The 24673-nt window shown below is 59.6% G+C and carries 16 protein-coding genes; 2 read left to right on the top strand and 14 right to left on the bottom strand.

All coding sequences use genetic code 11. The annotated features are described in order from the left end of the window. Positions 1–9 precede the first annotated feature (9 nt). The 5 genes from AC6H1L_RS17310 to AC6H1L_RS17290 form a co-directional block, all read right to left on the bottom strand. Positions 10–291 carry a MoaD/ThiS family protein gene (locus AC6H1L_RS17310; RefSeq protein ID WP_497598722.1) on the bottom strand — a complete coding sequence of 94 codons (282 nt, stop codon included), beginning with the start codon at positions 289–291 and terminating at the stop codon, positions 10–12. A gap of 266 nt (positions 292–557) precedes the next feature. Beyond that, positions 558–1736, bottom strand: coding sequence for a molybdopterin-synthase adenylyltransferase MoeB (gene moeB / locus AC6H1L_RS17305; protein ID WP_497598721.1), 1179 nt, complete (start codon positions 1734–1736; stop codon positions 558–560). 379 nt (positions 1737–2115) lie between these two features. After that, a complete protein-coding gene (locus AC6H1L_RS17300) occupies positions 2116–4467 on the bottom strand; it encodes a xanthine dehydrogenase family protein molybdopterin-binding subunit (RefSeq protein WP_497598720.1) in 2352 nt (783 codons plus the stop codon). A 672-nt stretch (positions 4468–5139) separates the two neighbouring features. After that, positions 5140–6240 (bottom strand): right-handed parallel beta-helix repeat-containing protein, encoded by a 1101-nt coding sequence (locus AC6H1L_RS17295; protein WP_497598719.1) that lies wholly within the window; start codon positions 6238–6240, stop codon positions 5140–5142. 416 nt (positions 6241–6656) lie between these two features. Further along, positions 6657–7961, bottom strand: coding sequence for an O-acetylhomoserine aminocarboxypropyltransferase (locus AC6H1L_RS17290; RefSeq protein ID WP_497598718.1), 1305 nt, complete (start codon positions 7959–7961; stop codon positions 6657–6659). 363 nt (positions 7962–8324) lie between these two features. Between AC6H1L_RS17290 and AC6H1L_RS17285 the strand changes: the two genes are divergently transcribed. Then, the gene (locus tag AC6H1L_RS17285; RefSeq protein WP_497598717.1) at positions 8325–8852 is read left to right on the top strand and encodes a CoA-binding protein; all 528 of its coding nucleotides are present in this window, start codon (positions 8325–8327) and stop codon (positions 8850–8852) included. A gap of 242 nt (positions 8853–9094) precedes the next feature. Here AC6H1L_RS17285 and AC6H1L_RS17280 read toward each other — a convergent pair whose 3' ends face one another. The 9 genes from AC6H1L_RS17280 to AC6H1L_RS17240 all read right to left on the bottom strand — a co-directional run bounded on the left by AC6H1L_RS17280 (position 9095) and on the right by AC6H1L_RS17240 (position 22062). Next, positions 9095–9979: an LLM class flavin-dependent oxidoreductase gene (locus tag AC6H1L_RS17280; protein ID WP_497598716.1), complete on the bottom strand. Its 885-nt coding sequence runs from the start codon at positions 9977–9979 to the stop codon at positions 9095–9097. A gap of 147 nt (positions 9980–10126) precedes the next feature. Beyond that, positions 10127–11137: a Gfo/Idh/MocA family protein gene (locus tag AC6H1L_RS17275; RefSeq protein WP_497598715.1), complete on the bottom strand. Its 1011-nt coding sequence runs from the start codon at positions 11135–11137 to the stop codon at positions 10127–10129. 366 nt (positions 11138–11503) lie between these two features. Continuing rightward, positions 11504–12322 (bottom strand): hypothetical protein, encoded by an 819-nt coding sequence (locus AC6H1L_RS17270; RefSeq protein WP_497598714.1) that lies wholly within the window; start codon positions 12320–12322, stop codon positions 11504–11506. A gap of 106 nt (positions 12323–12428) precedes the next feature. Further along, positions 12429–13718: a phenylacetate--CoA ligase family protein gene (locus AC6H1L_RS17265; protein ID WP_497598713.1), complete on the bottom strand. Its 1290-nt coding sequence runs from the start codon at positions 13716–13718 to the stop codon at positions 12429–12431. A gap of 355 nt (positions 13719–14073) precedes the next feature. Continuing rightward, a complete protein-coding gene (locus AC6H1L_RS17260) occupies positions 14074–15081 on the bottom strand; it encodes an FAD binding domain-containing protein (protein ID WP_497598712.1) in 1008 nt (335 codons plus the stop codon). Continuing rightward, on the bottom strand, positions 15082–17631 hold the full coding sequence (locus AC6H1L_RS17255; protein WP_497598711.1) for a xanthine dehydrogenase family protein molybdopterin-binding subunit: 2550 nt from the start codon (positions 17629–17631) through the stop codon (positions 15082–15084). A gap of 80 nt (positions 17632–17711) precedes the next feature. After that, positions 17712–18224: a (2Fe-2S)-binding protein gene (locus AC6H1L_RS17250; protein WP_497598710.1), complete on the bottom strand. Its 513-nt coding sequence runs from the start codon at positions 18222–18224 to the stop codon at positions 17712–17714. Positions 18225–18449: 225 nt separating this feature from the next. After that, on the bottom strand, positions 18450–20135 hold the full coding sequence (locus tag AC6H1L_RS17245) for a mucoidy inhibitor MuiA family protein (RefSeq protein WP_497598709.1): 1686 nt from the start codon (positions 20133–20135) through the stop codon (positions 18450–18452). A 634-nt stretch (positions 20136–20769) separates the two neighbouring features. Continuing rightward, entirely contained in the window at positions 20770–22062 is a 1293-nt protein-coding gene (locus AC6H1L_RS17240; protein ID WP_497598708.1) for an amidase, read from the bottom strand. 276 nt (positions 22063–22338) lie between these two features. On the opposite strand from AC6H1L_RS17240, the gene AC6H1L_RS17235 reads away from it, so the two are divergent. Next, a complete protein-coding gene (locus tag AC6H1L_RS17235) occupies positions 22339–24597 on the top strand; it encodes a BACON domain-containing protein (protein ID WP_497598707.1) in 2259 nt (752 codons plus the stop codon). Positions 24598–24673 lie beyond the last annotated feature (76 nt).

Here is a 24673-nt window from a genome sequence, read left to right as displayed (position 1 = left end):
TTTCCTTATTTAGTCCTCCTGGCCTCCGCCAGCCATCGCGGGCAGCAGGATTACTGTATCGTCGGGATTCACTGCTGTCTGCAGGCCCTGGAGGTAGCGCACATCCTGATCGTTGACATAGATATTGAGAAAGCGGCTGAGTTCTTCCTCCGGCTGGATCTGCTCTTTCAGGCTGGGATAGCGCTGATAGAGATCCGCCAGCACTTCCGCCACGGTGCTCCCCTGGGCCTTGACATATTTGGCTCCCCCAACCGCTGCGCGTAAGACTGGGGCAAGCTGCACTGTTGCCATAGCTTCCTTCCTACTCCTTTCTGTTCGGATCAGATAGTGCCACCGCTCCTCTACCATTAGCCCTTGCTCACTCACCAAGTTAGCAGAGCAACAGAGCGCTAGCGCGAGCGAGCAGGCACACCAGGACGCCCGCCTGCGCCAGCGCTGGCCTGTTCCCTGCATGCCAATGGGGCCCGCCGAGTGCCGCTGGCTGTAGCGGGTTACTGCTAAGCCACTTGTTCCGCGCTACTGGAACAGCAAGCACATGCCTCGCTGGCAGCAGCCCATCAAGCCGAGACGGCACAGATATCAGCGTAGGTCGGCAGATTTTCTGGATGCGCGTTCTCGCCACAGGCCGGGCACTGTGGATCACGATAGAGCTTCAGCTCATTGAATTCGCCAGCCAGGGCATCGTAGGTCAGCAGACGACCAATTAGCGGCTCACCAATGCCCAGCAGCAGCTTGATGGTCTCCACCGCCTGCAGCAGGCCGATCACGCCAGGCAGGACGCCCAGTACGCCAGCCTCAGCACAGCTTGGGGCCAGAGAGGCCGGAGGTGGCTCCGGGTAAAGACAGCGATAGCACGGCCCCTCGTGCGGCTTGAAGACTGTGACCTGCCCCTCAAAGCGGAAGACACTCCCGTGCACTACCGGCTTATTGGCGATGATCGACGCATCGTTGAGCAGGTAGCGCGTCGGAAAATTATCGGTGCCATCGATGATAACATCGTAGTCGGCGATAATACGCGCAACATTTGTTTCATCGAGACGATCAACGTATGTGATGACCTTCACATCAGGGTTGAGCGCCTCGATGGTCTCGCGTGCCGACTCGGCCTTGTACTTGCCGATGCGACTGACGTTATGCAGAATCTGCCGCTGGAGATTGCTTTCATCAACGACGTCTGAGTCAATGACGCCAATGGTGCCTACGCCCGCCGCTGCCAGATAATAGGCTGCCGGCGAGCCAAGACCACCCGCGCCCAGTAAGAGGACGCGCGAGTCGAGCAGCTTTAACTGCCCCGCCTCACCGACCTCGGGAATAAGCAGATGGCGGCTGTAGCGCTTGCGCTGCGCCTCTCCTAGTGTGCGCGGCTGCACCACCTCATAGCCACGGGCGCGCCATTGACCAAAGCCGCCAGCCATTGAGATGACGTTTTGGTAGCCCATCTGCTTGAGGGTGGCTCCCGCCATGAGCGAGCGCACTCCACCAGCGCAGTAGAGCACCACCGGCTTTGTCTTATCAGGTACCGCCTCTTCAATTTGTAGCTCTAGATAGCCACGCGGCACGTGCAGCGCACCGGGAATGTAGCCCTCGCTCCACTCGTGCTTCTCTCGTACGTCAACCAGGACCAGATCTTGGGCCCCCTCCGCCTTGCGCTTGAGAGCCTCATGTACCTGATCGGGCGTCCACTCCGGTACTAGCTCGCGCGCGCGCCGCATGATTTCCCTGGACGCTTCGCCCATCGCTCTACACCTTTCGATTGTTGACTATGTTCATCGAGTTTGTCGCGTCGTGCTAAAGACAGACTATCACGCGCTCTTTTGATCTGTCAAGGAAGAGCTAATCGGTGAGGAGGGGTCAGCCTTTTCACGACATTTCTTATTGTTACATAACAGCCGAAGCTGGGCCTTTTATTCCTCGCGATGCCGGCCAGATGGGGACCAGCCAGCCAGCTCCTCCTCGATGAGGGGAAGCAACAGGCGGGAGGAGCTAGCTGGCTCCTGGCTTCAGGCAGGAAGGCCCCAGCCTCTTTCAGCAAGAAAGGAAGGCCAGAGCCAGACGAGGCATACTGAGCAGGGCAGGTCACAGCCTGATTTCCTGTGCCGTGCTTACTGACTTTATTTAGCCTGCCCGGCTTTGCCGCTGCTGGAGAGCTGACAGGACACGCTCGGGCGTCATAGGCAGATGAGTCAGGCGGACACCCAGGGCCGCTTTGATGGCATTGGCAATGGCCGCAGCTACAGGCACGACTGGCGGCTCACCGACGCCTTTGGCGCCAAACGGGCCCTGTTCGGAGGGCACCTCAACAAGCAGAGGAGTAATGGTCGGGACATCGGTGCTATGGGGCAGGGCGTAGTCCATGAGCGTGGCTGTGAGCAGTTGCCCTTGCTCGTCATAGACAAAGCCCTCAAAGAGGGCCCAGCCGATGCCCTGGGTCACGCCACCGTGAATCTGTCCCTCGATCTCAGCAGGATTGATAGCGAAGCCAACATCCTGCGCTGCCAGATAGTCGAGCACTCGCACTTCGCCCGTTTCGGGATCAACAGCGACACGTGCTACATGGGCCGCGTACATAGGTGAGGAGCTGAGAGCCGAGCGCCCACGACCATAGATCGGTTGATAGCGGCTGCCAAAGGCCGTGGTCACCTGACCAATCCTTTGTAAGGACACAAAGCGATCAGGCACGCCGCGCACGACGACGCGGTCCCGTTCGATTTCCAGGTCCTCTACAGCAGCTTCCAGCAGTTCGGCAGCCACTTCCAGAATCTGCTGACGGGCGTCGCGGACAGCAGCCAGGACAGCAGGCCCCATTGTATAGGTGATCTTGCTGCCGCCGGTGCTCCCGCTGTGGGGCACGCTGTCAGAATTACCATGCTCGATCTGCACCAGCTCGGGCGAGACTCCTAACCCTTCGGCCGCAATCAGGGTGAGCGCCGAGTCGGTGCCGGTCAGATCGACGGTGCCTACGATCACCGTCAGGCGCCCATCGCGGTCGAGCCGGCAAGCTGCCGCCGCCGGTTCGGTCCCACCCGGCCAGCCCCCAACAGCCAGGCCGATGCCAACTTTCCAGCCGCTCAGTTCGGGCGGTGGGCTGGTTAGCTCTCGACGTTGGGCCCACAACGGATGCTCGCGCACTTTTTCCAGGCAGTCGAGCAGCCCAATGCGCGGCCAGCGAGGCCGCCGACGATCCAGGGAGGGATCTCCTTCGCGCAGGCAGTTCTTGAGCCGAAACTCCAGGGGGTCTATGCCCAACTCGCTACACAGGTCGTCAACTGTTGACTCCAGGGCAAAGGTGGCTTGGGGCGCTCCTGGGGCGCGATAAGCCCCTACCCCCACTTTGTTTGTGAGCACCTCGTAGCAGCGAATGTCTACATTAGGACAGCGATAGGTACTGGCCAAAATAAAGCCAGCAAGACCAGCAGCAGCGCCAGGATAGGCCCCGCTATCGAAGATGACTTCGCCCTGCAAAGCGACCAGGGTGCCATCGCGTTTGGCTCCGAGTTTGACGGTAATGATGGCCTGCGGCGCAGGATTGGCCGCCAGGAGGTCTTCGCTGCGCGTAAGGACGAGGCGCACCGGACGTCGAACGGCTCGGGCCGCGGCGACAACCAGCGGCTCCAACAGGGTGAATTTGCCGCCAAAAGCGCCCCCGATGGGCACTGACTCAACATGGATCTGGCGTTCGGCCAGCTTGAGGGTCTCGGCGATTTCCGTGCGCGTGGTGAAGAGGCCCTGGGCACTGGCCCAGACGGTGTACTGTGTCCCGTCGGGAGAGGGCATGACCGTAATCGATTGTGGCTCTAGATATGATTGATGGACCACGCTGGTCTGATAGCGCCGCTCGACAATTACTTCGGCCTCGCGCCAGCCGGCTTCGATGTCGCCTTGATGCAGGTGGCTCTTGTCACAGACATTCTCAGAAAGGGGACGGCTCTCCCGCTCTTCTCCCTCCTCTCCTCCAGAGACAGCGGCGTGGGCTTCCCCGCCTGCTATCTCACCAGCCTGCTTCTTGGTCAGCAGCCGTGTCAGGGGCGCCTCTGGCTCCATCGCGGCTAGCGGGTCAATGACCACAGGCAACGGCTCATAGTCAACTTCGACCGCCGCAGCACCATCGGCGGCTGCAGCCTCGCTCTCAGCCAGGACCAGCGCTACGGGATGGCCTGCCCAGAGCACTTCTTCGCGCGCCAGGGGGGACCTGGTACGCTCGCCAGGGTTATAGCCCTCAAGGGGCAGGCTTTCGCCTGTATAGACCGCGCGCACCCCCGGTACGGCTAGGGCCTGGCTTATGTCGACCTTGACTATGCGTGCGTGAGCATAGGGACTTAGCACAGGTCGTGCATAGAGCAGTTTGCCAGGTACCGGGATGTCGCCAGCATAGCGCGCTTGCCCGGTGACCTTGGCGGGCGCGTCAGGTCGCTGAAAGGGCTTGCCTATGGCTTTGTACTCAGCCGATCTGTCAGCTGTTTGTGTCATCGGTCACTCACTCTACTGCAGAGAAAGGTCAAGGAAGGGACACCGCTCACTCAGGTCTACGGTACGGTCTCGCCCTTCCTCTCGGGTCAGCAGCTCTTAGCAAAAGATAGTCCGCCCACAGTGTAGCACAAACTCTGCTTGCCTGTCATGGGAGCTGGAGGGGAGCATACGAGTAGACTGGCCTGGCGAACACGGGGAGCGGCGCTAGAGAAGAGACAGGCGGCGCACTCGCCAGGCCGGATAGCATGAGGGGAACATGCCCCAGGAACGGCTTGCACCGCCTGTCGCAGATGGAGGTAATTGAGATGACAAGGCCACCAAGAGAACCAGGACCAGGAGGATCTTAAGCGTCAGCCGGACCGCTGAGCATGATGGGCCATGTCCTTTCCTCTTCTTCTTTACTTATTCTGACTATGCCTCTTAGGCTACTCTTACTCTTTTTCAACTCCTTCTACATCGATGCTCTCACTTAGATGCAACTTACCCGAGCATGCTCCTGATCGGTCAGGCAGTTAAGCCAGGCAGTCAGCCGAAGCGGCCCGCCATTACCTTATACGAAGTGGAGGGCCAGGCGAAAGGAGCAGGACCCCTGGCGGCAGCCCAGAGACCGAGGCCCAGGCCAGGCGCCAGGGAGTCTCAGGCTCCTTTCGCCCCTAACTGTGTTGAGAGCACTTAGAGGACCAGGGTCACCAGCAAATGGCTCTGAACATCTGTGGAAGCGCCCAGACCGAGCGAGAGATCAAGCGCCGAGCCTCCACAGGCAGTATTGCCGCTCAGCTTCAGATCGGTAGCCAGCACCAGATCGATCGGGTAAATGTAGCCGGAGACAGCGGCATGGGCCGTCGCCAGATAGCCAGCACCACAGATAGTGTTGCTGATAATGCTGACTCCAGTTCCCTGAACGGTAATCCCCGCCTGATAGGCCTGGCCCGCCGCGCCACTGACGTTGAGGATGCGTGTATTGCTAATGGTGTTACTGACTACAAGAATGTGAGTGGCTGTGTGCGCCGCCACGCAGAGCCCCTGACGTGCTCCAGCGTTCAGCTCCGAGATCCAGATACCAATATCGTTATTTTGCAGAACGTTCGATTTCAGCTGTAAACCAAGCGTGAGAGGTAGGCCGTAGCAGGAGCCACCGACGACAACGATTCCAGCCGCCACGCCGGGCTGACTGCCAATATAAATATTGGCGCTAATGTGATTGCCACTCAGAGAGACATGGGCCCCACCAACCACCTGAATGCCAGTCTGGGCCACGAAGGAAATCGGACCCAAGCCGATCAGGGTGTTATTGGTGATGACGGCGCTATCGGAGGGCCCGGCTATGATGACGCCCGAGCGGAGATAGCGCGTAATGGTGTTCCCCTCAATGGTGCCGCAGGCATGGCTGTCATTGGCGAAATAAATGCCCACCCCAACGTGAACGTTGCTCAGATGGACATCGCCAATGTCATGAATGCGCGACTGCTTAATCGTCACGTTGGCCCCAACGTTCAGAACACCAAAATCCAGCGCACCGTAAATATCTGCATTGACGATGGAGCCGGTCACACCGCTGCTGAAAAAGACCCCCACATCGCAGCCCGTCGCATTGACGACGCCCGTGACCGTGGTCGAGGGGTTGACCAGCGCCGCCGTCAGAGTGACTCCATGCCAGCTAAATCCCGTCGACTTGCAGCTCGTGTGCCAGGCACGCGCCCCAACAAGTTGCGAGAGACCCAGGCTTAACAAGGCCACCACAAGCGCCAACGGTACACATGCCGCCAAAATCAAGGAAGCTTTTCTTCTCAATGCCTTCCTCCACTTAACACCTTTTGATTTGCGCAGCCCCTCTCGCCCTTCACAAGCCAATGGACTGCGCGATCTTCTAGAAGGTACTTCGTCGAGTACCTTCTACTATCGAAGCGTGGAAAAATATAACACGCTTTCCCATCGATGTCAATAAAGAATCTGCATTGTGATAATTTATGAATACATTGTAATGTTGAGCGATATGAATATATAAATGCAGGAGGAAGGGACAGAGAGGCGGCTATCTGGAGTCAGCCCGTGGGCTGCGCCAGCAGGACAGGGGAGCGGAGTCCGGCCCCGGCAGGCGGACGGGTGCCGCCTGCCGGGGGCCAATCGCGATTGGCAGCTACCCAGCGCTCGCTGGTCTGGCGGATCGCGGTGGCTCAGCAGCGATGAGATCAGGAGACCTTCATGGCGGCATGCAGGGCCCGATCCAGGTCCCACAAGATGTCTTCGATATCTTCGATGCCGATGGAGACGCGGATCATATCCGGCGTTACGCCGCTTGCTAGCTGATCTTCTTCAGAGAGCTGCTGATGAGTGGTGCTGGCTGGGTGAATAATCAGGCTGCGTGTGTCGCCGACGTTGGCCAGATGAGAGAAGAGGCGGACATTGTTGATTACGGCCTTGCCGGCCTCATAGCCGCCTTTAACGCCAAAGGTAAAGATCGCCCCGGCCCCGCGTGGCAAGTAGCGCTTGGCCAGCTCGTAGTAAGGGCTATCGGGCAGGCCAGGGTAGTTCACCCAACTGACTGCCGGGTGCTCCTTGAGAAACTGAGCTACCTGGAGAGCATTCTGACAATGGCGTTCCATACGCAAGGAGAGCGTTTCCAGGCCCTGCAGAAGCAAGAAAGCATTGAAGGGGCTCAAGCAGGGGCCAGTGTCGCGCAAGGTCTCACAGCGAGCCTTCATGACGAAGGCGAAGTCGCCGAAGGTTTCGTAGAAGCGCACGCCATGGTAGCCCGGCGACGGATCAACGATGTGCGGGAATTTGCCGTTATCCCAGGGGAATTTACCGGACTCGACAAGGACGCCGGCAATGGAGTTGCCATGACCTCCGATGAATTTGGTGGCTGAGTGTACCACGATGTCGGCGCCGTGCTCAAAAGGACGGCAGAGATAGGGTGTGGCAAAGGTATTGTCGACAATGAGCGGCAGGCCTGCCTCATGGGCAATGTCGGCAACGGCTTTGATGTCGAGCACGTCCCCGCGCGGGTTGCCGATGGTTTCTCCGTAGAGCGCGCGCGTGCGTGGGGTAATGGCGCGCCGGTAGTTCTCAGGGTCGCTGCTGTCGACAAAGATGGTGTTGATGCCCCAGGTGCGTAGGGTGATGTCAAACTGGGTATGTGTGCCTCCATAGAGGCTGCTGGATGAAACCAGTTCATCGCCGGGTCGCAGTAGCGTCAGCATGGTGACCATCTGGGCCGCCATGCCCGAGGCGGTGGCGACGGCGCCGGTCCCTCCTTCCAGGGCGGCGATGCGCTCTTCAAAGGCCGCCGTTGTGGGATTCATGATGCGTGTGTAGATGTTTCCGAAGCGCTGCAAGGCGAAGAGGTGTGCTGCGTGATCGGTATCATCAAAGACAAAAGACGTGGTTTGATAAATGGGTACTGCCCGGGCTCCGGTGGTCGGATCAGGCCGCTGACCGGCATGGACAGACAGGGTGTTGAAGCCGAAGACATGATCGCCATCGATTTCTGGCATCCTCTAATCCCCTCTTCTTCGTGTGTCGTCTATGATGTTGGTCATGCTCGCTATCGTCAGTCAGGTCGGATCAGCCTGGGCCGGAGCGCTGAGATTGTCGCTCTCTCCGCCAGACGGCTGGCTGACGGGTTATGTGTGTTGTTATGTAGTATGGTATCACATGCGCTCCGCTGCCCGGCAGTCTTGGCACGGGGGCACGGTGCGAGTGCAGCTTTCTCCGTCTCTGCAGTACAATAAAGGGCAGGGTCTGGCCATCGCTCTGTCTCGTGGCTCTCCTTGCCTGGCTGTGAGAGAGCCGACCTGGATGGCAAGAGCGGCAGTTGCATTGGTCCTGTTGTTGATTAGAATGAGGTCAAGTGTCCTATGAAGCAGTTTGCTCCTGATATGTACGATCGTCTGAAGCTTCTTCAGACGTATCGCCATGTGGCTATTGTCGGTATCTCGGCTGATCCTTATCGTCCGAGCCATTTTGTGGCCATTTATCTCCAGGCCGAGGGCTACAATATCATTTTGGTCAATCCGCGCTATGCCGGGCAGACGATCCTTGGGAAGCGGGTCTATGCTTCGCTGACGGAGGCAAAAGAGGCCGGTGAAACGATTGAGGTGGTGGATGTCTTCCGCAAACCCGAGGATGTGCTACCTATCGCTCAGGAGGCGATTCGCATCGGGGCCAAGGTGCTTTGGCTTCAGCTTGGCATCCGTAACGACGAGGCCGGGCGTCTGGCTCAAGAGGCCGGCTTGATCTTTGTACAGAATAAGTGCATTAAGATGGAGCACGCGCGTTTCTTCGGCGGTCTGCACACGGTCGGGCTGAATACGGGCGTGATTCTTTCGCGGGCCTTACCCCGTGCCGAGGTGCTGAAACCTTCTGCTGCCGAGCTAGTGCGTTAGGCTGCCGCCTGGCAGGCGAGTCGAGCCGAGCGGTAGGACGGCAGGACAGGGCAGCCTCGGCCCTGGATCGGGCTAGCGCGCTAGGCTAGAAGCAGGCCTCAGAGGATGGACCAGGATTCGGCGCCAGCTCCGATGCAGCGCTCACCCCAAGAGGCGGGCGACTGCAGAGCGGAGCTGGCGCCGGCTGGTAGCTTTCTGTTCAGTGGAGCGCAGTGAGGGGGTCGAGTCACCTGGCTCCGGTCTCAGCGGAAGTGAGGCACAACGCTACGCACAAAGCGTTCTAGCGAGGGCAGATCCAGGAAGCGGAAGATAAAGTGCGAGACGCCCACCTCAATGAACTGTTCTAGCTCATGTATGACTTCCGCAGGACTGCCCGCGATGAAATGCTTCTTGGGGTCGCGGACGACAAGGGCGGGGTCATCTGCGACGCTGGCAGTGCTGAGATAGGTCAGGGTGATTTCGGCAGGGTTACGTCCGAGACGCTGACAGTGTTCGCGGAGGATGCTCAGTTTACGGCTGTATTCTTCGAGCGTGCAAGAGTTGAAGTTCCAGAGGTCGGCGTAGCGCGCCGTAATGGCTAGGGTGCGCTGCTCACCTCCGCCGCCGATGAGGAGAGGGATTGGCTGGCGTGGGGCCGGCAGGCAGTGCGCTGCTTCGATGCGATAGTGTCTCCCGATAAAGGTCGCTGGACCTCCCTGCCATAAGAGCCGTATGATTTGAATCGCTTCTTCTAGCTGTTCCATGCGTTCTTTGACGCTCGGGAAGTGATAGCCATAGGAGCGATATTCATGTTCCTGCCAGCCGGCCCCAAGGCCGAGGATAAGCCGCCCGCCGGACATGAGTTGCAGGTTTGCGGCCATTTTGGCCAGTAAGGCCGGATTGCGGTAGCCCTGGCCGAGGACCAGTGAGCCGACTTTCAGATGGGGGTAGCTCGCCGCCACATAGCACATGGTTGAGAAACATTCCATGACCGCCGTCTCTCCCCAGTCAAAATGGTCCTCAACCCAAATGGTGCTGAAACCCTCCGCTGTCTGTATCAGTCTCTGGTTATAGTCCCACAGCTCGTCTGGCCTTAGTGGAGGGCGCTGCATCATCTGGAGCATTAAGCCAAATTCAATACGACTCACGCTTGTTAGTCCCTTCTATCAGATTACATCTAAGCAGGCTTGCTCTCGTAAAGAGCATGATACCACATGCCGGCCTGCGAGGATGCAAGAGGGGGGCAGGCCGGCGCGGCTCACGCTGGCGAATAGTCTCCACCGCGAGGGGTGGCTTTAGCCGAGTGGCCATTGATAGCCAGCAGAGCGATAGATGGCCTCCATTGTGGCCAGGTTCTCTAGCGACTCTTCAAGCTGCAATAAGGGTGGGCGTCCGCTGCGAATGCAGCTTCCAAAATGCTCGATCTCTAGCCGATAGGGGTCGCTGGGAGGGAAGCGCCGAACGATAATCTGCTCTCCGACCGTCAGGGTAACGGTGGTTTCAACCTGACCGGGCGTGAAGGGGCCATTGAGGAGCAGCGTTCCGTTCTCGCCGACGATCTCGGCAAGCTGGCGGGTAGGTAACTCAAAGCTGCTGTCGATGAGCGCAAAGCGCCCCTCTCCAAAGTCGAGGAAGGCTACTACGGCTCGCTCGACTTCTCCGCGGGCCGGCGCATAGACGCGGGCTCCGACGGCCAGCGGGGCCCGCCCATAGATTGCCCGGCAGAGGTTGAGTGAGTAGCAACCTACATCAACAAGCGAGCCTCCCCCCAGGGTGGCCTGGAGACGAATGTCTTGGGGACGACTGCGCAGATCGAAGTAGAAGGAGGAGCGGACCAGCTTGACTGCTCCGATCAGGCCTTCGCTGATCTGCTCCATGACCCAGAGCATTTGTGGATGGAAACGGTACATGAAGGCTTCCATGAGCAGCCGCCCCTGCGCGCGGGCGGTCTGGAGCATGCTTAGCCCCTGCTCAACGGTCAGGGCCAGCGGCTTTTCACAGAGAACATGCTTACCAGCTTTGAGGGCGCGAATGCTCCATTCTGCATGCATGCTGTTGGGGAGGGGAAGATAGAGCGCCTCAACTTCTTCATCAGCTAGCAGGCTCTCGTAATCACCGTAGATGCGCACGGCGGGGGGCGCAGCTAACAGAAGACGAACACGGTCCGGTTCCCGGCTGGCAATGGCCACCAGTTGAGCGTTGCTAGCCGCCTGCATGGCAGGGATCACGCGCTTGATGGCCACGCTGGCGGCGCCGAGTATCCCCCATTTGATCGGCACTGCCGTTGAATGTAGCTCGCTTTGCATAGGCCCCTCTTCCTGAAAGAACGCCTGGAAACGGCGTTCTGTTCTTAGTCCTGCGTATCTGGTAACACTCTCTCCCGGCTCTGCTCCGGTTACTTGGGTCGCAGGCCCTGCTGGCTTAGTCCTTGCTCCTTGACGTGTGAAGCCAGCAAACCAGCAAGTAAACAGGCACAACGACCAAAGGAGAAAGAGAGGACCGGTGGCCCACAGGCCAGAGTCTTCCAGTGCCTGGGTATGCTGGATGTGCCACCGGTCGAGCGCTGCTAGTAATGTAACAGCGGTTGCCTGTTACCTTTGATTTTAGAACAGGCACAGGCTGGCTGTGCGTCACTTCTCCTCTCTTGCCGGCTGCCTTAAGGCTAAGCCAGGCTAGACGCGCCAGCTCTCCGCCCCCGCAGGCTGGCTGACCAGGAGCGGGCTATCAGTTGTCTGCTCCTCGTCTGGCATCGCTGGCTGAGCGACCGGGGCATGGCGCTGCACAATGACGCGAATGCCATCCAGGAATTCATCGCCTAGCCAGGCCTCGACGTCGCTGACGAGTTCGAAGGCCTCAGTTGCAAAGCGATGAGCGCGAATGACGAGCAGGGCCTCATGCTCTTCACGAGGTTGGAGCCAGAGGGCCTGACCAGAAGATAAGATACCGCTTTTCCCTGGTAGTTCGATCCAGACCCGGCGGGTTCTTTCGCTCAGGTCTGCGCTTTGGGTATGTAGTCGCAAGCGCAGGGGCTGGGCCTGCTCGGTGGGATTGCTCAGGTGAAATGGAATTTGCCAGCGATAGGCCTCGGCTGTTGCCCGAATGACCCTGAGATTGCGGCCAACAATCCAGGGTTGCTCCCATCCCTCGATGTCCAGGTGGATACGCAGACAACGGTGCCCAGCGCTGCGCGGTAGCCAGTGCCAGGTCAGTGTTTCAACGTGGGTCGGGTCAGGGGGCAGGGTCAGAGGCCCCCTTTCCGGCAGGCTTTCGTATTGACAGGCGCCTATGCCAAAGTAGTAGATCCTTGGCGTGATCGTGCGCACTGTGAGTGGCTGCGGCTCTTCGTTACACAAGAAAAGATGGACCGTGGCCGCTTCACCGGCGCGTGGCGGATTGGGTACAATCTCCAGTCCTTCGGCAGCAAAGCGCAGCCTGCGCCTGGCTTCCTCTGAAGGAAGCTTGTGTTCGAGAGACAGAATGTTAGGCCTCATGGAGCTCCTCCCTGAATGGCAAGCAAAAGCAGCTCTTCACGAATCGTTTCATTTTACGCTCTAGAGAGAGAGTGGCGCAAGCGACACCAGAGGGGCAAAGGACAGGTTAGGGCCGTCGCCTACGGCGATCTTCGACCCGCTTGGCCTTCAGTTCGAAGCGCGGCAGGCTGCCCTCAGCCACGGCTTCCACAGGGATACGTAAGCCGAAAGCGGCGCGCAGAGCTTCTTGAATCTCGCCCACCAGTGAGGGAGGACACTCGACCTGGAGAGCAACCTCATCCAGAGGGCCATTGTTAGTCACGATGATGCGATACTCAGCCACCTGGGGGAAGCGGTGCAAGACATCGGCAATGGCCGAAGGGTAGAGATTGACCCCGCGCACGATCAGCATGTCATCAATACGTCCCAAGATCCCACCTGGCAATAGGAGGAAGGCGCGACCACAGGGACAGCTATAGCCACCATTGCGCACCAGGTCACCGGTGCGATAGCGCAGAGCAGGATTCCCCCAACGTCCCAGGTTCGTCAGAACCAGTTCGCCAACCTCGCCCAGGGGCACAGGCTGATTGGTGCGTGGGTCAAGGATCTCAGCGATGAATTCGCCTTCATTGACATGCAGCCCCTGCTGTCGTTCGCAAGTAAAGCCGTAGGCACCCATTTCGGACATGCCAGCATGGTCGTAGGCTTTGGCTCCCCAGGCCTCTTCAATGCGCCGGCGCGTGGCCGGAATCGAGGCCCCCGGCTCACCTGCGTGAATCGTAATGCGCACTTTGAGCTTGTGCAGATCAATGCCCTCCTGACGAGCCACCTCCGCCAGGCGCAGGGCATAGCTCGGCGTGCAGACCAGGACTGTGGCTTGCACGTCCTGCATCATGCGGAGACGCTGGAGCGAGTCCATGCCGCCGCCAGGGACCACCAGGGCCCCGAGATTTTTGGCCCCTTCGTAGGCCGCCCAGAAGCCGATGAACGGCCCAAAGCCAAAGGCGATGAAGATGACATCGTCGCGCGTCACGCCCGCCGCCTGATAGACCGTTTTCCAGCAGTCGGCCCACCATTTCCAGCTCTCGGCTGTATCGAGGACGCGCAACGGTCGCCCGGTGGTGCCCGACGTCTGATGGTAACGTACATATTCGCTAAGCGCGTAGGTCATGTTCTCGCCGTAGAGAGGATGCTGCTCTTGATCGTCAAGCAGCTCTTGTTTGGTTGTAAAGGGCAAGCGCGATAGGTCGCGCAACTGAGCTAGTGATGGAGCCTGTCCGTCCGCCATCAATTTGCGCTCATAGAAACCATTGCGCGGTAGAATGCGCATCAGCCCAAGTTGCAGTCGAGCTAATTGTCGTTCTTCAATTAATGAACGCGAAGCTGTCTCCAGCCGTGGATGATGCGATTGAGGCATGGATCACGTCCTTTCACTCCCGGTCCCGCGCTGTCCGGAAGGCGGGAAAGCGCGCCTTCGCTTCTCTCTGCGGCTCGCTCCTGCTTCTTTCCTGCCTCTCTCGAAAGCTGTGCTTGCAGCAAGTGGTCGTTCAAGCTGAGCGACTGATCTCGCCTGTGTCGTCTCCAGCTTGCTTGTTACATACCCACTGCCCAGCCAGGGAGGGCGCCGGAGAGAGCCAGCGTCAGGCGTCTACGGATAGCAGAGGGCGGCGCCCTCTTCCCGCTTTTACCAGACAGACAGAGGGGCGGAGCTTTCTCATGCTGTAACACGCCAGGGCAGAGGCAGAGCGCTTCAGCCAGGAGAGGTTCTCTGTCTACTCAGCCCCGCTGTGCTGCTCTGCCCCTACCAGCAAATCAAGCGCTCGTCGCACATAGACCGGTGTGAGCTGTTTGCGATAGGTGATTGTGAGATCGGCGTTGTCCAGAGGCCTGGCGCGTTTCGCCGCCAGGGTTGCTACCTCCTGTAGCAGGGCTGGCGTTGGCCGTTGCCCTCGCAGGCGTGCCATTGCCTCTTCGGCCTCGACCGGATGGGAAGCAACAGCGCCCAGCGTAATGCGAGCCTCGCCTATGCGGCCATCCTGCTCACTGCGCAGGGCCACGGCCACTCCTAGAATGGGGAAGTCAAAGGAGCCACGTCGGCGTAGCTTGAGATAGGTACTGCGCCAACCAGGCGCGGGCGGCAGCCAGATTTCAGTTAAGATCTCATCGGCCTCACGAGTATAAGGCCGCATGCCATCGTCACGGAACAGTTCCTGAATCGGCATCTCACGCTCACCGCGCACACTGACCAGGCGTACCCGCGCTTGCAAGGCAACGAGCGCAGGAACTGTATCCGCCGAGGAAATGGCCCAGCAGCGCGGACTACCCGGGGCGACCAGGCAGATGCTGCCGTCACGCTTCATGCAATAGCCGATGGAATGGCGCCAGAACTCGGTTTGATTATAATAGTTACAGCGCGTATCAAGCAAGATATTGCCGCCAATCGTGCCAGCATTGCGCAATTGCGGAGTAGAGACTGAGGCGGCAGCCATCGCCAGGGCAGGATAAGAGGCCCGAATGAGCGGGTGATTGCTAATGCTTGTCAGGGTCTCACCCGCGCCGATGCGCACTCCCATGTCTGGCGTGCCACTGATTCCCTTCAGCTCGCGCAAGTGGCGCAGTCCAATGAGGACCGCCGGCGTGAACTGGCGGCGCTTCATATTGGGCAGGAGATCTGTTCCACCGGCCACGAGCATAGCCTGCGGTCCCTCCTCGGCCAGCAGGCGTGTTGCCTCGCTGAGAGTGCGCGGAGCCAGATAGCGAAAAGGAGGCAGACGCAGCATTCAGACAGTTCCTCCTTCCTGCTGAAGCTGGGGAGAGCTTTCTCTCTGCTTCGAGGGGTGATGGTGACCGTTGCCCAGGCCGGGCAGACGCTCTGGCGACCAGCGAATAAGCCGCGCTGGCCACGGTTCGCTCAGAACAACGGGCGTTACCTGCGGTGGCGGTAGCGGACGCTCTCCAGGCTCACTATGGGCAGCTTTGAGGGCACGGAGTACCTTATCTGGTGTGATGGGCACTTCGTCGATGCGGACACCAACGGCGTTGTAGATAGCGTTGGCGATAGCCGGAATAACCGGTAGTAGCGGTCCCTGTCCGGCCTCTTTGGCTCCAAAGGGTCCCTCATCATCAGGTCGGCCCACGAGAATAGTTTCAATCTCGGGCGTGTCAAGAGTCGTAGGAATCTTGTAGTCCAGGAGCGAAGGGATCTTATGCCTCCCTTTGCGGAAGATCTGCTGTTCCATGAGGGCCTCTCCATAGCCCATATAGGCGCTCCCTTCGACCTGGCCAGCGACCAGCAAGGGATTGATGGCCTGACCGACATCGTGAGCCAGCCAGAGTTTCTCAACCTTGACTTCGCCCGTCTCGACGTCAACTGCAACCAGGGCAACACAGGCCGAGTACGAGTAAGCGGGCGAGGGGCCAACGCCCGCCCCTTTAAAATCGCCATGAATATCTTCCGGCGGCGCATAGGAGCCGGCGGCGACCAAAGCCCCGTAGCGCGCTTCTGCAAGCTGTACTGCCTGCTCAAAGGAGAGGGCAACCCGCGGATCGTCGACGTCGTAGATGGACCCGTCAGCGCTCTCCAGGCGTTCTGCCGGTACGTGCAGCCGCTCAGCGGCCACGCTGTGGAGCAGCTCCTTAAGCCTGCGCGCGGCTTGAATGGCGGCGTTGCCGGCCATAAAGGTGACGCGACTGGAGTAGGAGCCGAGATCAACCGGGGTCAAGGTGGTATCGGCGGTCTCCAGATGGATGCGCTCCGGGTCAATGCCGAGTTCTTCAGCAACAATGTAGGCCAGCACTGAGGTTGAACCCTGGCCAATATCGGTGGCGCCGCAGTAGACGGTGACTCCTCCGCCGCGGTCGAGACGGATCTGTACAGCCGAATGGGGCATGTCGTTCCAGTAGATCGGTTTGCCGGCCCCACAAATATAGGTTGACACAGCCAGTCCCATGCCGCGCCGTACGGGCGAGGCTGTGCGCACAGCCTCGGCCTCACGGGCCGGGCGGCTGGCATGAAATTCGCGCCAACCTGCGCGAGCCACAACTCGATCGAGGCATTCCTCAAGCGCGCAGCTCGTGATGCGCAGACCGTTGATGGTTCGGCTGTAGGGCCGAACCAGGTTGCGCTTGCGCAGCTCTATGGGGTCCAGTCCTAGATCAACGGCAATCTTGTCAAGGTGAACTTCGACGGCAAAACGCGGCTGGGGCGTACCATGACCGCGCTTGGGACCACAGGGCGGCTTGTTGGTGAAAACGCGCATGCCCTCGAATTTGTAGGCTGGCAGGGCATAGGTGACAGGCTGGAGGGCACCTGTATAGTAGGTAGTGGCTACGCCGTAGGAGCCATAGGCGCCACCATCCAGGAATGAACGGAAATGCATGGCGGTGATTGTGCCATCGCGTTTGACTCCCGTCCTGATCCACATCTTGACGGGATGGCGCCCGCGGTGAATGAGAAAGACTTCTTCGCGCGTGCAGGTGATTTTGACAGGGCGCCCGGTACGGCGGGCAAGCTCGCAAGCGCAGATCTCATGCGAGAAAGGATCGCTCTTGCCCCCAAAGCCCCCGCCAACATGAGGGGCAATGACTCGCAGATGGGAGGGCGGTATACCCAGTACTTTGCTGACTTCGCGATGTACATAGTGGGGGGTCTGGGTCGAGGACCAGAGCGTCAGCTTGCCTCCGATAGGATCGTGGGGGTCCGGCTCCCAGCGCGCTACGCAGGCATGGGTCTCAATCGGTACGTGATTGTTGCCTTCATAGTAGAACCAGTCTTCCCGCACGTAGTCTGCAGCGGCGAAGCCGGCTTCGATATCGCCAAACTCGTAGGAGACGGCTTTGTGAATGTTGCCCTGGCGCGCTTCCTCGTGAATCTTGATGTCGGGGTGCGCTAGGGCCTCATCAATGCTCATGAGCGCCGGCAGAAGCTCGTATTCGACTTCGATCAGGCGCAGGGCTTCCTCTAACGTGTCGGGGTCAACGGCGGCTACGGCAGCTACCGGATCACCGACATAGCGCACTTTGTCGACGGCAAGCGCCGTTTCGTCTTGGCTGGAAGGCAAAATCCCGTATTTGCGGGGGAGGTCCTCGCCGGTGATTACCGCGAGCACGCCCGGAAGTTCTCGCGCTTTACGCGTGTTAATGGAGACAATGCGTGCATGCGGGTGGGGAGAGCGCAGGAGGCCCCCGTAGAGCATGCGGGGGAGCATGATGTCATCAGCATAGAGGGCCCGTCCAGTCACAGTGCTATAAGCATCAACCTTGGGCAGCGGTTTCCCTACCACTCTGTAGGGACCTGCTTTGCGCGGTTGTAGACGCCGCCATTCGTCCATAGCTTCTCCTCTCTTCGTGTACCGGTCCTGAGTGGACGCCAGCAAATCAGTGCTAAGCTCGCCTGACCAGGGTGGCCGCTCTAGGATTGCAGAGCAGGGTCAGGCTGCCGCTCAGGTTCGCCTCTGGCTTGCATACGTTCCACTGCAGCTTCGATCGCTTCGTAGATCTTCGTGTACCCGGTGCAGCGGCAGAGGTTCCCGGAAAGAGCGTGTTTGATCTCTTCACGCGTGGGATGGGGATTCTGACGCAGGAGCGCTACAGCAGAGAGGAGCATGCCAGGGGTACAATAGCCACACTGTGCAGCTCCTAGCTCTGCAAAAGTCTCCTGAAGCGGGTGTAATCTGCCCTGCTCCTCTAGCCCTTCGATCGTCGTAATCTCGCAGTCTTGGACCTCTAGCGGCAGAGTCAGGCAGGAGAGGACGGGCACGCCATCAAGAAGCACGGTGCATGCTCCACATTCGCCTAGCTCGCAGCCGTGCTTGGTGCCGGTCAGTCCGAGATCCTCACGCAGGACCTCAAGCAAGGTCCGATGAGGCAACACCGCCACCTCATAGCGTTCGCCATTGACACGCAGGGTAATCAGTTCGCGCATGTGGTCTCCTTTCGGCCCGATGGTCATCTCCAGGGTGACCTAGGGAGAACCCCTCAGTGAGCACTTCGGCTGACAGGGGACCGAGCGGGTTCTTCTGAGAGTGTAACCCTGTGGTATTATAACACTTTTCCTTGGCCAGCGATATTGCCCAAGTGCAGCACTGAATCTGTAAAGCGCGCTGATACCCTGCTCTCGGCGGATCACTCTTCGGACAGGGCCCCTTCATCAGGGCAGGCCTCTGAGACGTAATTCGCGCGGGTGCTCGATGACGAAACGCTCTTCTATCTGCTGTTTGCCTCCTGCAGGCAAGGTGAAGCGCCAGGTGAGTTGTTCCAGCTTGCTGCGTTCCTGCGGCTCGGGCTGTAATGAGAGAACACGTACTTTGATGCGCTCGTGACGCGAGACAGGGAGATGGTCCATGACAACGATGCGCCGCTCGCTCTGGGCGAAGTTCTCGACGGTGATGCGGTAGGCATAGGTGATGCGTCGCAGGCCGCCCTGGAGACGGCTCGTTTGCTCAACTGTGCGCTCGCTGAGCTTGCGCTGAACGCGCACGGCGTCATCAAGGCCAAGGAAGAGGTGGAACGTCTGGCCTGGAGCCGTCAGGTCGATCTCGGTTGTGCCCACATATTCATTGTCAACGAAGATGTTGGCCTTGCCTTTGAGCAGGACTCCGGCAGTGGTGTTCTCGATGATGGCGCGCAGGTGCGCCGCTTCCTCCTGGATGGGAATAGCGACGACCTCCAGGCGACAGGGTAGTCGGTACTGGGCGATGAGGGTGCGGTGGGGCGAGCCATCTGAAGGGATGTTCACCGAGCGCCCACAGCGAAAGACCAGCGCGGTCGCTCTCTGCTCGAGATCGGCGCTGGCTTCGACTACTGCTTCTTCGGATTCGGAGAGGGGGCTTTCTTCTTCTGCTGTCAGGCTCTCCGCTTCCTCTGAGGCCGGCGCCGGCAGCACCTGGTTGAGGGCCTCCATGAGAGAAGGTCGTTGCCTGCTACCGAAAGAGGGAGCTGGCATGGACATGGGAGCTGCCAAAGGAAGAGGCTGCGAGGGAAGCACGGGCTGGAAGATATCCAGATACCAGGGCTCCAGCTCTGGCAAAACCGTCGCCTGGGCCGGGCGCGCGGTGGAGAGTATGAGCGCTACTTCGTTCCAATCTTCTCCTGTGCGTTGCTCTACCAGGCCAATACAGGTGAGGTCGAGACTGCTTTCTTGATTGCTCTGGCTCTCTTGGCGATCCTCGAAGGAGAGGCGCGCATCGTAGCTAGGGCGCCAGGCGGCTCGCTCGCTCAGATAGCTTAGCTCTAGTGTGAGTTCGCCGGCTCGCGGCAGCTCGACAGTTGCGAGTACCGCCAGACGATCAGAGTTGCTGCCGAGCTGTTTCTGTTCCAATTCTCGCTTTTTGGCCTTCAGCTCTTCGCGCAATTGCTGGAGCTGAATGGCCACATCCTGGGCGGCTTCGGCATCCTGCAGCGTTTGCTCTAGCAGGACCGCAAAGAAGTTTCGGTAATCATCTGGTTGCAGGCGCCCTTGTGTCAATCCCTGGATGAGGGCCGGGGCCTGCTCTCCCAAGGCTTGTACCCAATGACGACGCTGGTCAAGCGCCTGTTGGCGAGCCTCGAGGAGCTGAATCTTGCGCGCGAGCAGCTCGCAAGCCATCTGCAAGCTCAGCAGCTCTTGCTCTGGTGGGCGTGCCAGAAAGGCTGTGGCAACTTCAACTCCCAACAGGCGGGTTCCTGCTGGTCCTCTACCGTTCGCTCGCAGCGAGTCTCTGATAAAGGGGGGCAGATAGTTGACTCGCAATTGGTGCTCACCAGCCTCCAGGGAGACCCTCCCCTGTCGCTTGATGAGGGCCCGATCAGCATAAACAGTGACTTCAGTGATACGGGTCTCCAGCTCAATGACCATCCTCTACCTCCTGCTGTACTCATGATTGACGATGCTGACTGATAGTCTGAATAACGGGGTGGTAACCCCTGTCTTTGCTCGCTGGTTAGCTTCGGCCGGCGATCCCAGCGGCTGGCCCTGGCTGCTGCTTTTGTTCAGTCAAGGGCGCTGACTCACGATAGGAGCTTCTGCTATTTATAGACGCCCGCTCCGGCGCTCTATAGCGGATCTCTTTAGCCTGTTGCCGGCTCAAGCGAGGTAGATCTTGTCTAAGGAGGTCACGCATAACTGACACTCCCCTGCTTAGAAAGCAGGGGAGTGTCAGTCAACGCCTGGTACGATAGCCAGGGAAGCGCAATCGGCGATAAGTGCTCCTGGGCATGCGGTTCACTCGATACTGACTGACGGTGGTAATGTCTCCTGGAACGGACATCGCTACATCGTTCAGCAGGAATAATCGCAGCGGCGGCTGCGCCCTGAGCGGTCCCTGAGTGGGGACCACTTACCAGGAGCAGGCCTGGTCGAGTGCCTTTACGCGCCCGCTAGCCGGCTTTCAGCACAATGCTGATCCTCAACTCGGCTCTCTGCTCTCCTTGGCCCGCTATTTGCCCTCAGAAGCATGAGGCCTGCCAGGAAGAGGGTGCGATCAAGCTGATCAAGCCTGGCTGGTTAAGACAGCAGCCAGTGGAGCAGCCCAGGCCAGCAGCTCTTCATCGTGTCGCCAGCCGGCCACGCATTGTAAGCCGAGCGGCAAGCCATTAGCGGCTACCCCGGCTGGTAGGCTGATGGCCGGCAGGCCGGCCTGGGTCCAGGGTAGGTTCATCAGGCCACTGCCTGTCGTTTGTAGGCCCTGGGGTGCCGGCCCGGGCGCTGCTGGAGCCACCCAGAGATCGATGCCTTCCCGCGCCATTATGCTTTCTAGCTGCCTGCGCAAGTTCTCGCGTTCGGCCCGCGCCTGGCATATCTCCTGGATAGAGATCGTGGCCCCCTCGCGAATGGCAGCCGCCGTCAGCGGACGGTAAAGAGAGGCGTAGGGCTTGAACCAGCGCGCATGCACGCGCGCCATTTCGGCATGGACAAGACGCAGGTGACGCTGATTGATGGTCTCGATGTCTTGTAGGGCCGGCACGCGTTTGACACGGTACCCCGCCCGCTGCAGGCGCTCTAATTGCTCTTCAAAGGCCTGTCGTCCTTCTGGCGCGGCCTGGTCAAGATAGGGCCCCTCGGGGACGCCCAGCACAGGAGGCAACGGCGGCAAGGACAGGCCGCGCCAGCCCCGACAGAGTAGGGAGGCCGCCAGGGTCAGGCCCTCAATGTCCTGGGTGAACAGACCTACGGTATCCAGGGAAGGGGCGCAGAGGATTAAGCCATCGGCGGAGATCCGTCCGAAGGTTGGTTTGAAACCCACGATGCCGCAGAAGGCCGCCGGACGCAGCACTGAGCCTATGGTCTGCGTACCGAGAGCCAGTGGACAGTAGCCGGCAGCCACCGCTGCGGCAGAACCGCTGCTGGACCCTCCCGGGGTATGGAGGGGATTCACCGGGTTGCGCGTCGGCCCCGGCTCGAAATAGGCGAATTCAGCGCTGACAGCTTTGCCGAGGACAAGCGCCCCCGCATCGCGCAGGCGCGTGACACAACTGGCCTGCGGCCCATTCAGAACCGTACTTGGGAGTTGGGAGCCTGCCCGAGTTGGGAAACCATGCACGTGAAAGAGATCCTTGACAGCGAACAGGACCCCATAGAGGGGGGGACGCCCCGCCGGGTCAGGGTATCGCTTTTGCAGGCGGGATGCTTCTCTGCGCAGTCGCTCGCGCCTTCCTTCTTCGGGCAGCAAGGCCTCAAGCTCTGGCTCGGCTCGCTCGATCCAGTCGCACGCTTCCTCAATAGAAGCTACAGGCTCTTCTTGACCACTGCGAAGCCGCTCTGCCTGGCTTTTTAAGCTCATCATTTTCGTCCACATCCTCTTTCTGTGCCCCTTTCCTCGGTTCGGTGAATATTTCACAACGCGCATGTAGCCAGCGAGGTTGTCACTTCTGCGCCGTCACAGGCTTTGTGAAGGCCAATGAGTCTCCTGACATCGCTATGTTCTTCTCGTAGCATTTTTAGCCGGCTGCCACAGATTTCTCAGCAAGAATTTGCAGTCTCCCTATTTGCGGTAGACTATGATAGACTAGACACAGTTTCACCACTCACGAGAGGGATTACGCTGCGCAGGAGAGATAGCATGTACGTCTGCAACTATTGTGGCACGGAGTTGCCAGATGATGCCAGATCCTGTGGACACTGCGGGCGTCCTCTGCCCTCCGAGGAGCCAATGCAGCTCCGGGCGGCTCAGTCGGCTGGGAGCGCTGGAAAGCCATTCGATGCCGCGTCTGGTCCTGAGCAGGCTCGCACAGGCACAAGCGCGGAGGAGCTGGAAGAGAGCACGCTGATCCTGCCAGAAGCGGCCCAGGATCAAGCTCCTTCTTTCACTGCTTCCGCTGGCTCGACGCTTTCCGACCAGTGGCAGACGATTCCTGCCTCGCTCACCGCCCTCGGGCTTGGGTCAGAGGCGGCCAGTGGCTTCCAGATGCCTAGCCCAGAGTCGGCCTTTACCGCTCAACAGGACAACCGGGCAGCGCAGGCGCAGGAAGAAGAGCGCCGGCGTCGTCGACGGTGGATATTTCCGCTGCTTTGGCCAGCCGGCGTGAAGCTAGCTGAGCAGCAGGTCCCCTCGGTCCAGGGTGCTCCCCCGGCCAGCGTACCTTTTGTGCGCGGCAAGCTCCCCCGCTCCCCCAAAGCTGGAGGGACCAAGCACAAGGCGGCGATTGAACAGGGAGAGGCTCATTCGCTTACGCCCGCCGCTCAGCCTCCTGCTGCTGGCAGTTCTCGGCGCCTGCTGAGTCACTCAGGCAGCGGTCTTCCATCCTGGCTAACGCTAGCCCTGATCCTCTTCTGCGCAGCCCTGCTGATCACTGGCAGTACAGTAGCAGCGGCCTTCACGATCTGGGCGCCTACGCTGGCTTTGCTCTCCGGCAATACGATCGTGGCCCCTGGCAGTTTGCTGCATGTGCATGGCGCTCATTTCCTTCCTGGCAGCACCGTCGCTTTGACTCTCGATCAGCATCTCCCCCTGCATTTCAGCAGCAGCATAGCCCCGCAGCAGCAACCAGCACATGCGGCAGTTGTAGTTGTAGCTGAGGCCTTTGATCCGGCGAGGCTGTCATGGCAAGCCTTGAATGGGACCAGTTTGCAAACGCGGGGAGATGGCACGTTTGATATCGCTCTCACGATTGACCCAAGCTGGCCATTGGGCCGGCATGTGCTTGAAGCGACGGAAGTTCTGACTTCACGGAGCGCTAAGCTGGCCTTTACAATTGTTAGCGCTGTGCCAACTCCTACGGCTACGAGCAGTCCAACCCCCACAGCCACGGAGGGAACTAGCCCGCAAGGTCTGCCAACAGCAACAGCGACGCCATCTGTTACAGCTACGCCTGCGGTTCCTCCGCAGTCAACGCCGGCCTCCTCCCCCGGGGGATTAAGCTGCGTTAATCCCTCGGCGGTTACCTTCGGCCCGCTGAGCAGCGGTTACCGTGCCCAGGTCAGCCAGACAATCACCCTCTGTGCGTCAGGCCGCGGGGCGGTAGGCTGGACGGCAAGCTGGAATCAGCAGCAGGCCCCCTGGCTCTCTCTCAGCGCCACTTCGGGGTTGCTGGCAGCGCCGGGCGCAGAGCAAATTAGTATCAGTGTAAGCAGTAGCGCCCTCGCCGCAGGCCGCTACAGTACAGAAATTAGCTTCCGCGACGATGCGGGGCATCCCGCCCTGTCCTTGCAGGTGAGCCTCACGGTGGTCGATGCCTGCTTGAGCGTCTCTCCGACTTCGCTGAGGTTCACTTCGGTCTCCGCCACCAGTGATCCTGCGCCTCAGAGCTTGAGCATTGGAAACTGCGGAGGGCTGGAGAGCTGGTCAGCCGCTTTACAGCTAGAGACAAAGCAGATGTGGCTCAGTCTGAGCCGCACCAGCGGCACGCTGGCAGTACACGAGACTACCTCTATCACGGTCTCTGTGAGCAGTGTAGCAAACAACCTCCAGGCAGGTAGCTACCAGGGAAAGATCTTGCTAAGCAGCGGTCAGAGCCTGGTGACTATCCCCGTGACGCTGACAGTCGAGCCAGCCCCGGCTCTGGTCCTCGATTCTCCTGCTTCGGGAACTCTCCAGGCAGGCAGAGATTGTCAGGAAGACAGCTCACAGACAAGCTGGCTATGTAAGGTTGTTATCGGTGCTGATAGTCAAAATGCCGCCGCACTGACCTGGAGCAGCGATAGTAATGGTATCAAGGGGATCACCTTTGTACCTGCGCAGGGAACGCTGGACCCAGGCCAAACTGTCTCGATCCAGGTGACAATTCCTGTGACAAGCTGTCCATCTTCCGCTCAGCTTTTCTTCGAGGGTCCGGCCAATACCTTGCAGGTGGCCTGGAGTTGTTTTTCTTTCGCTTCCTGAAGGTGGGTAAGGTGGGGTCTCCCCTTCCAGAGCCAGGCCTCAGAGAGCCTCAGACAGATGAAGGAGCCCCCGCCCC

The sequence above is a fragment of the Thermogemmatispora argillosa genome (assembly GCF_059696725.1).
The sequence above is the reverse complement of the archived record's forward strand: the minus strand, read 5'-3'. Positions and strand labels throughout refer to the sequence as shown.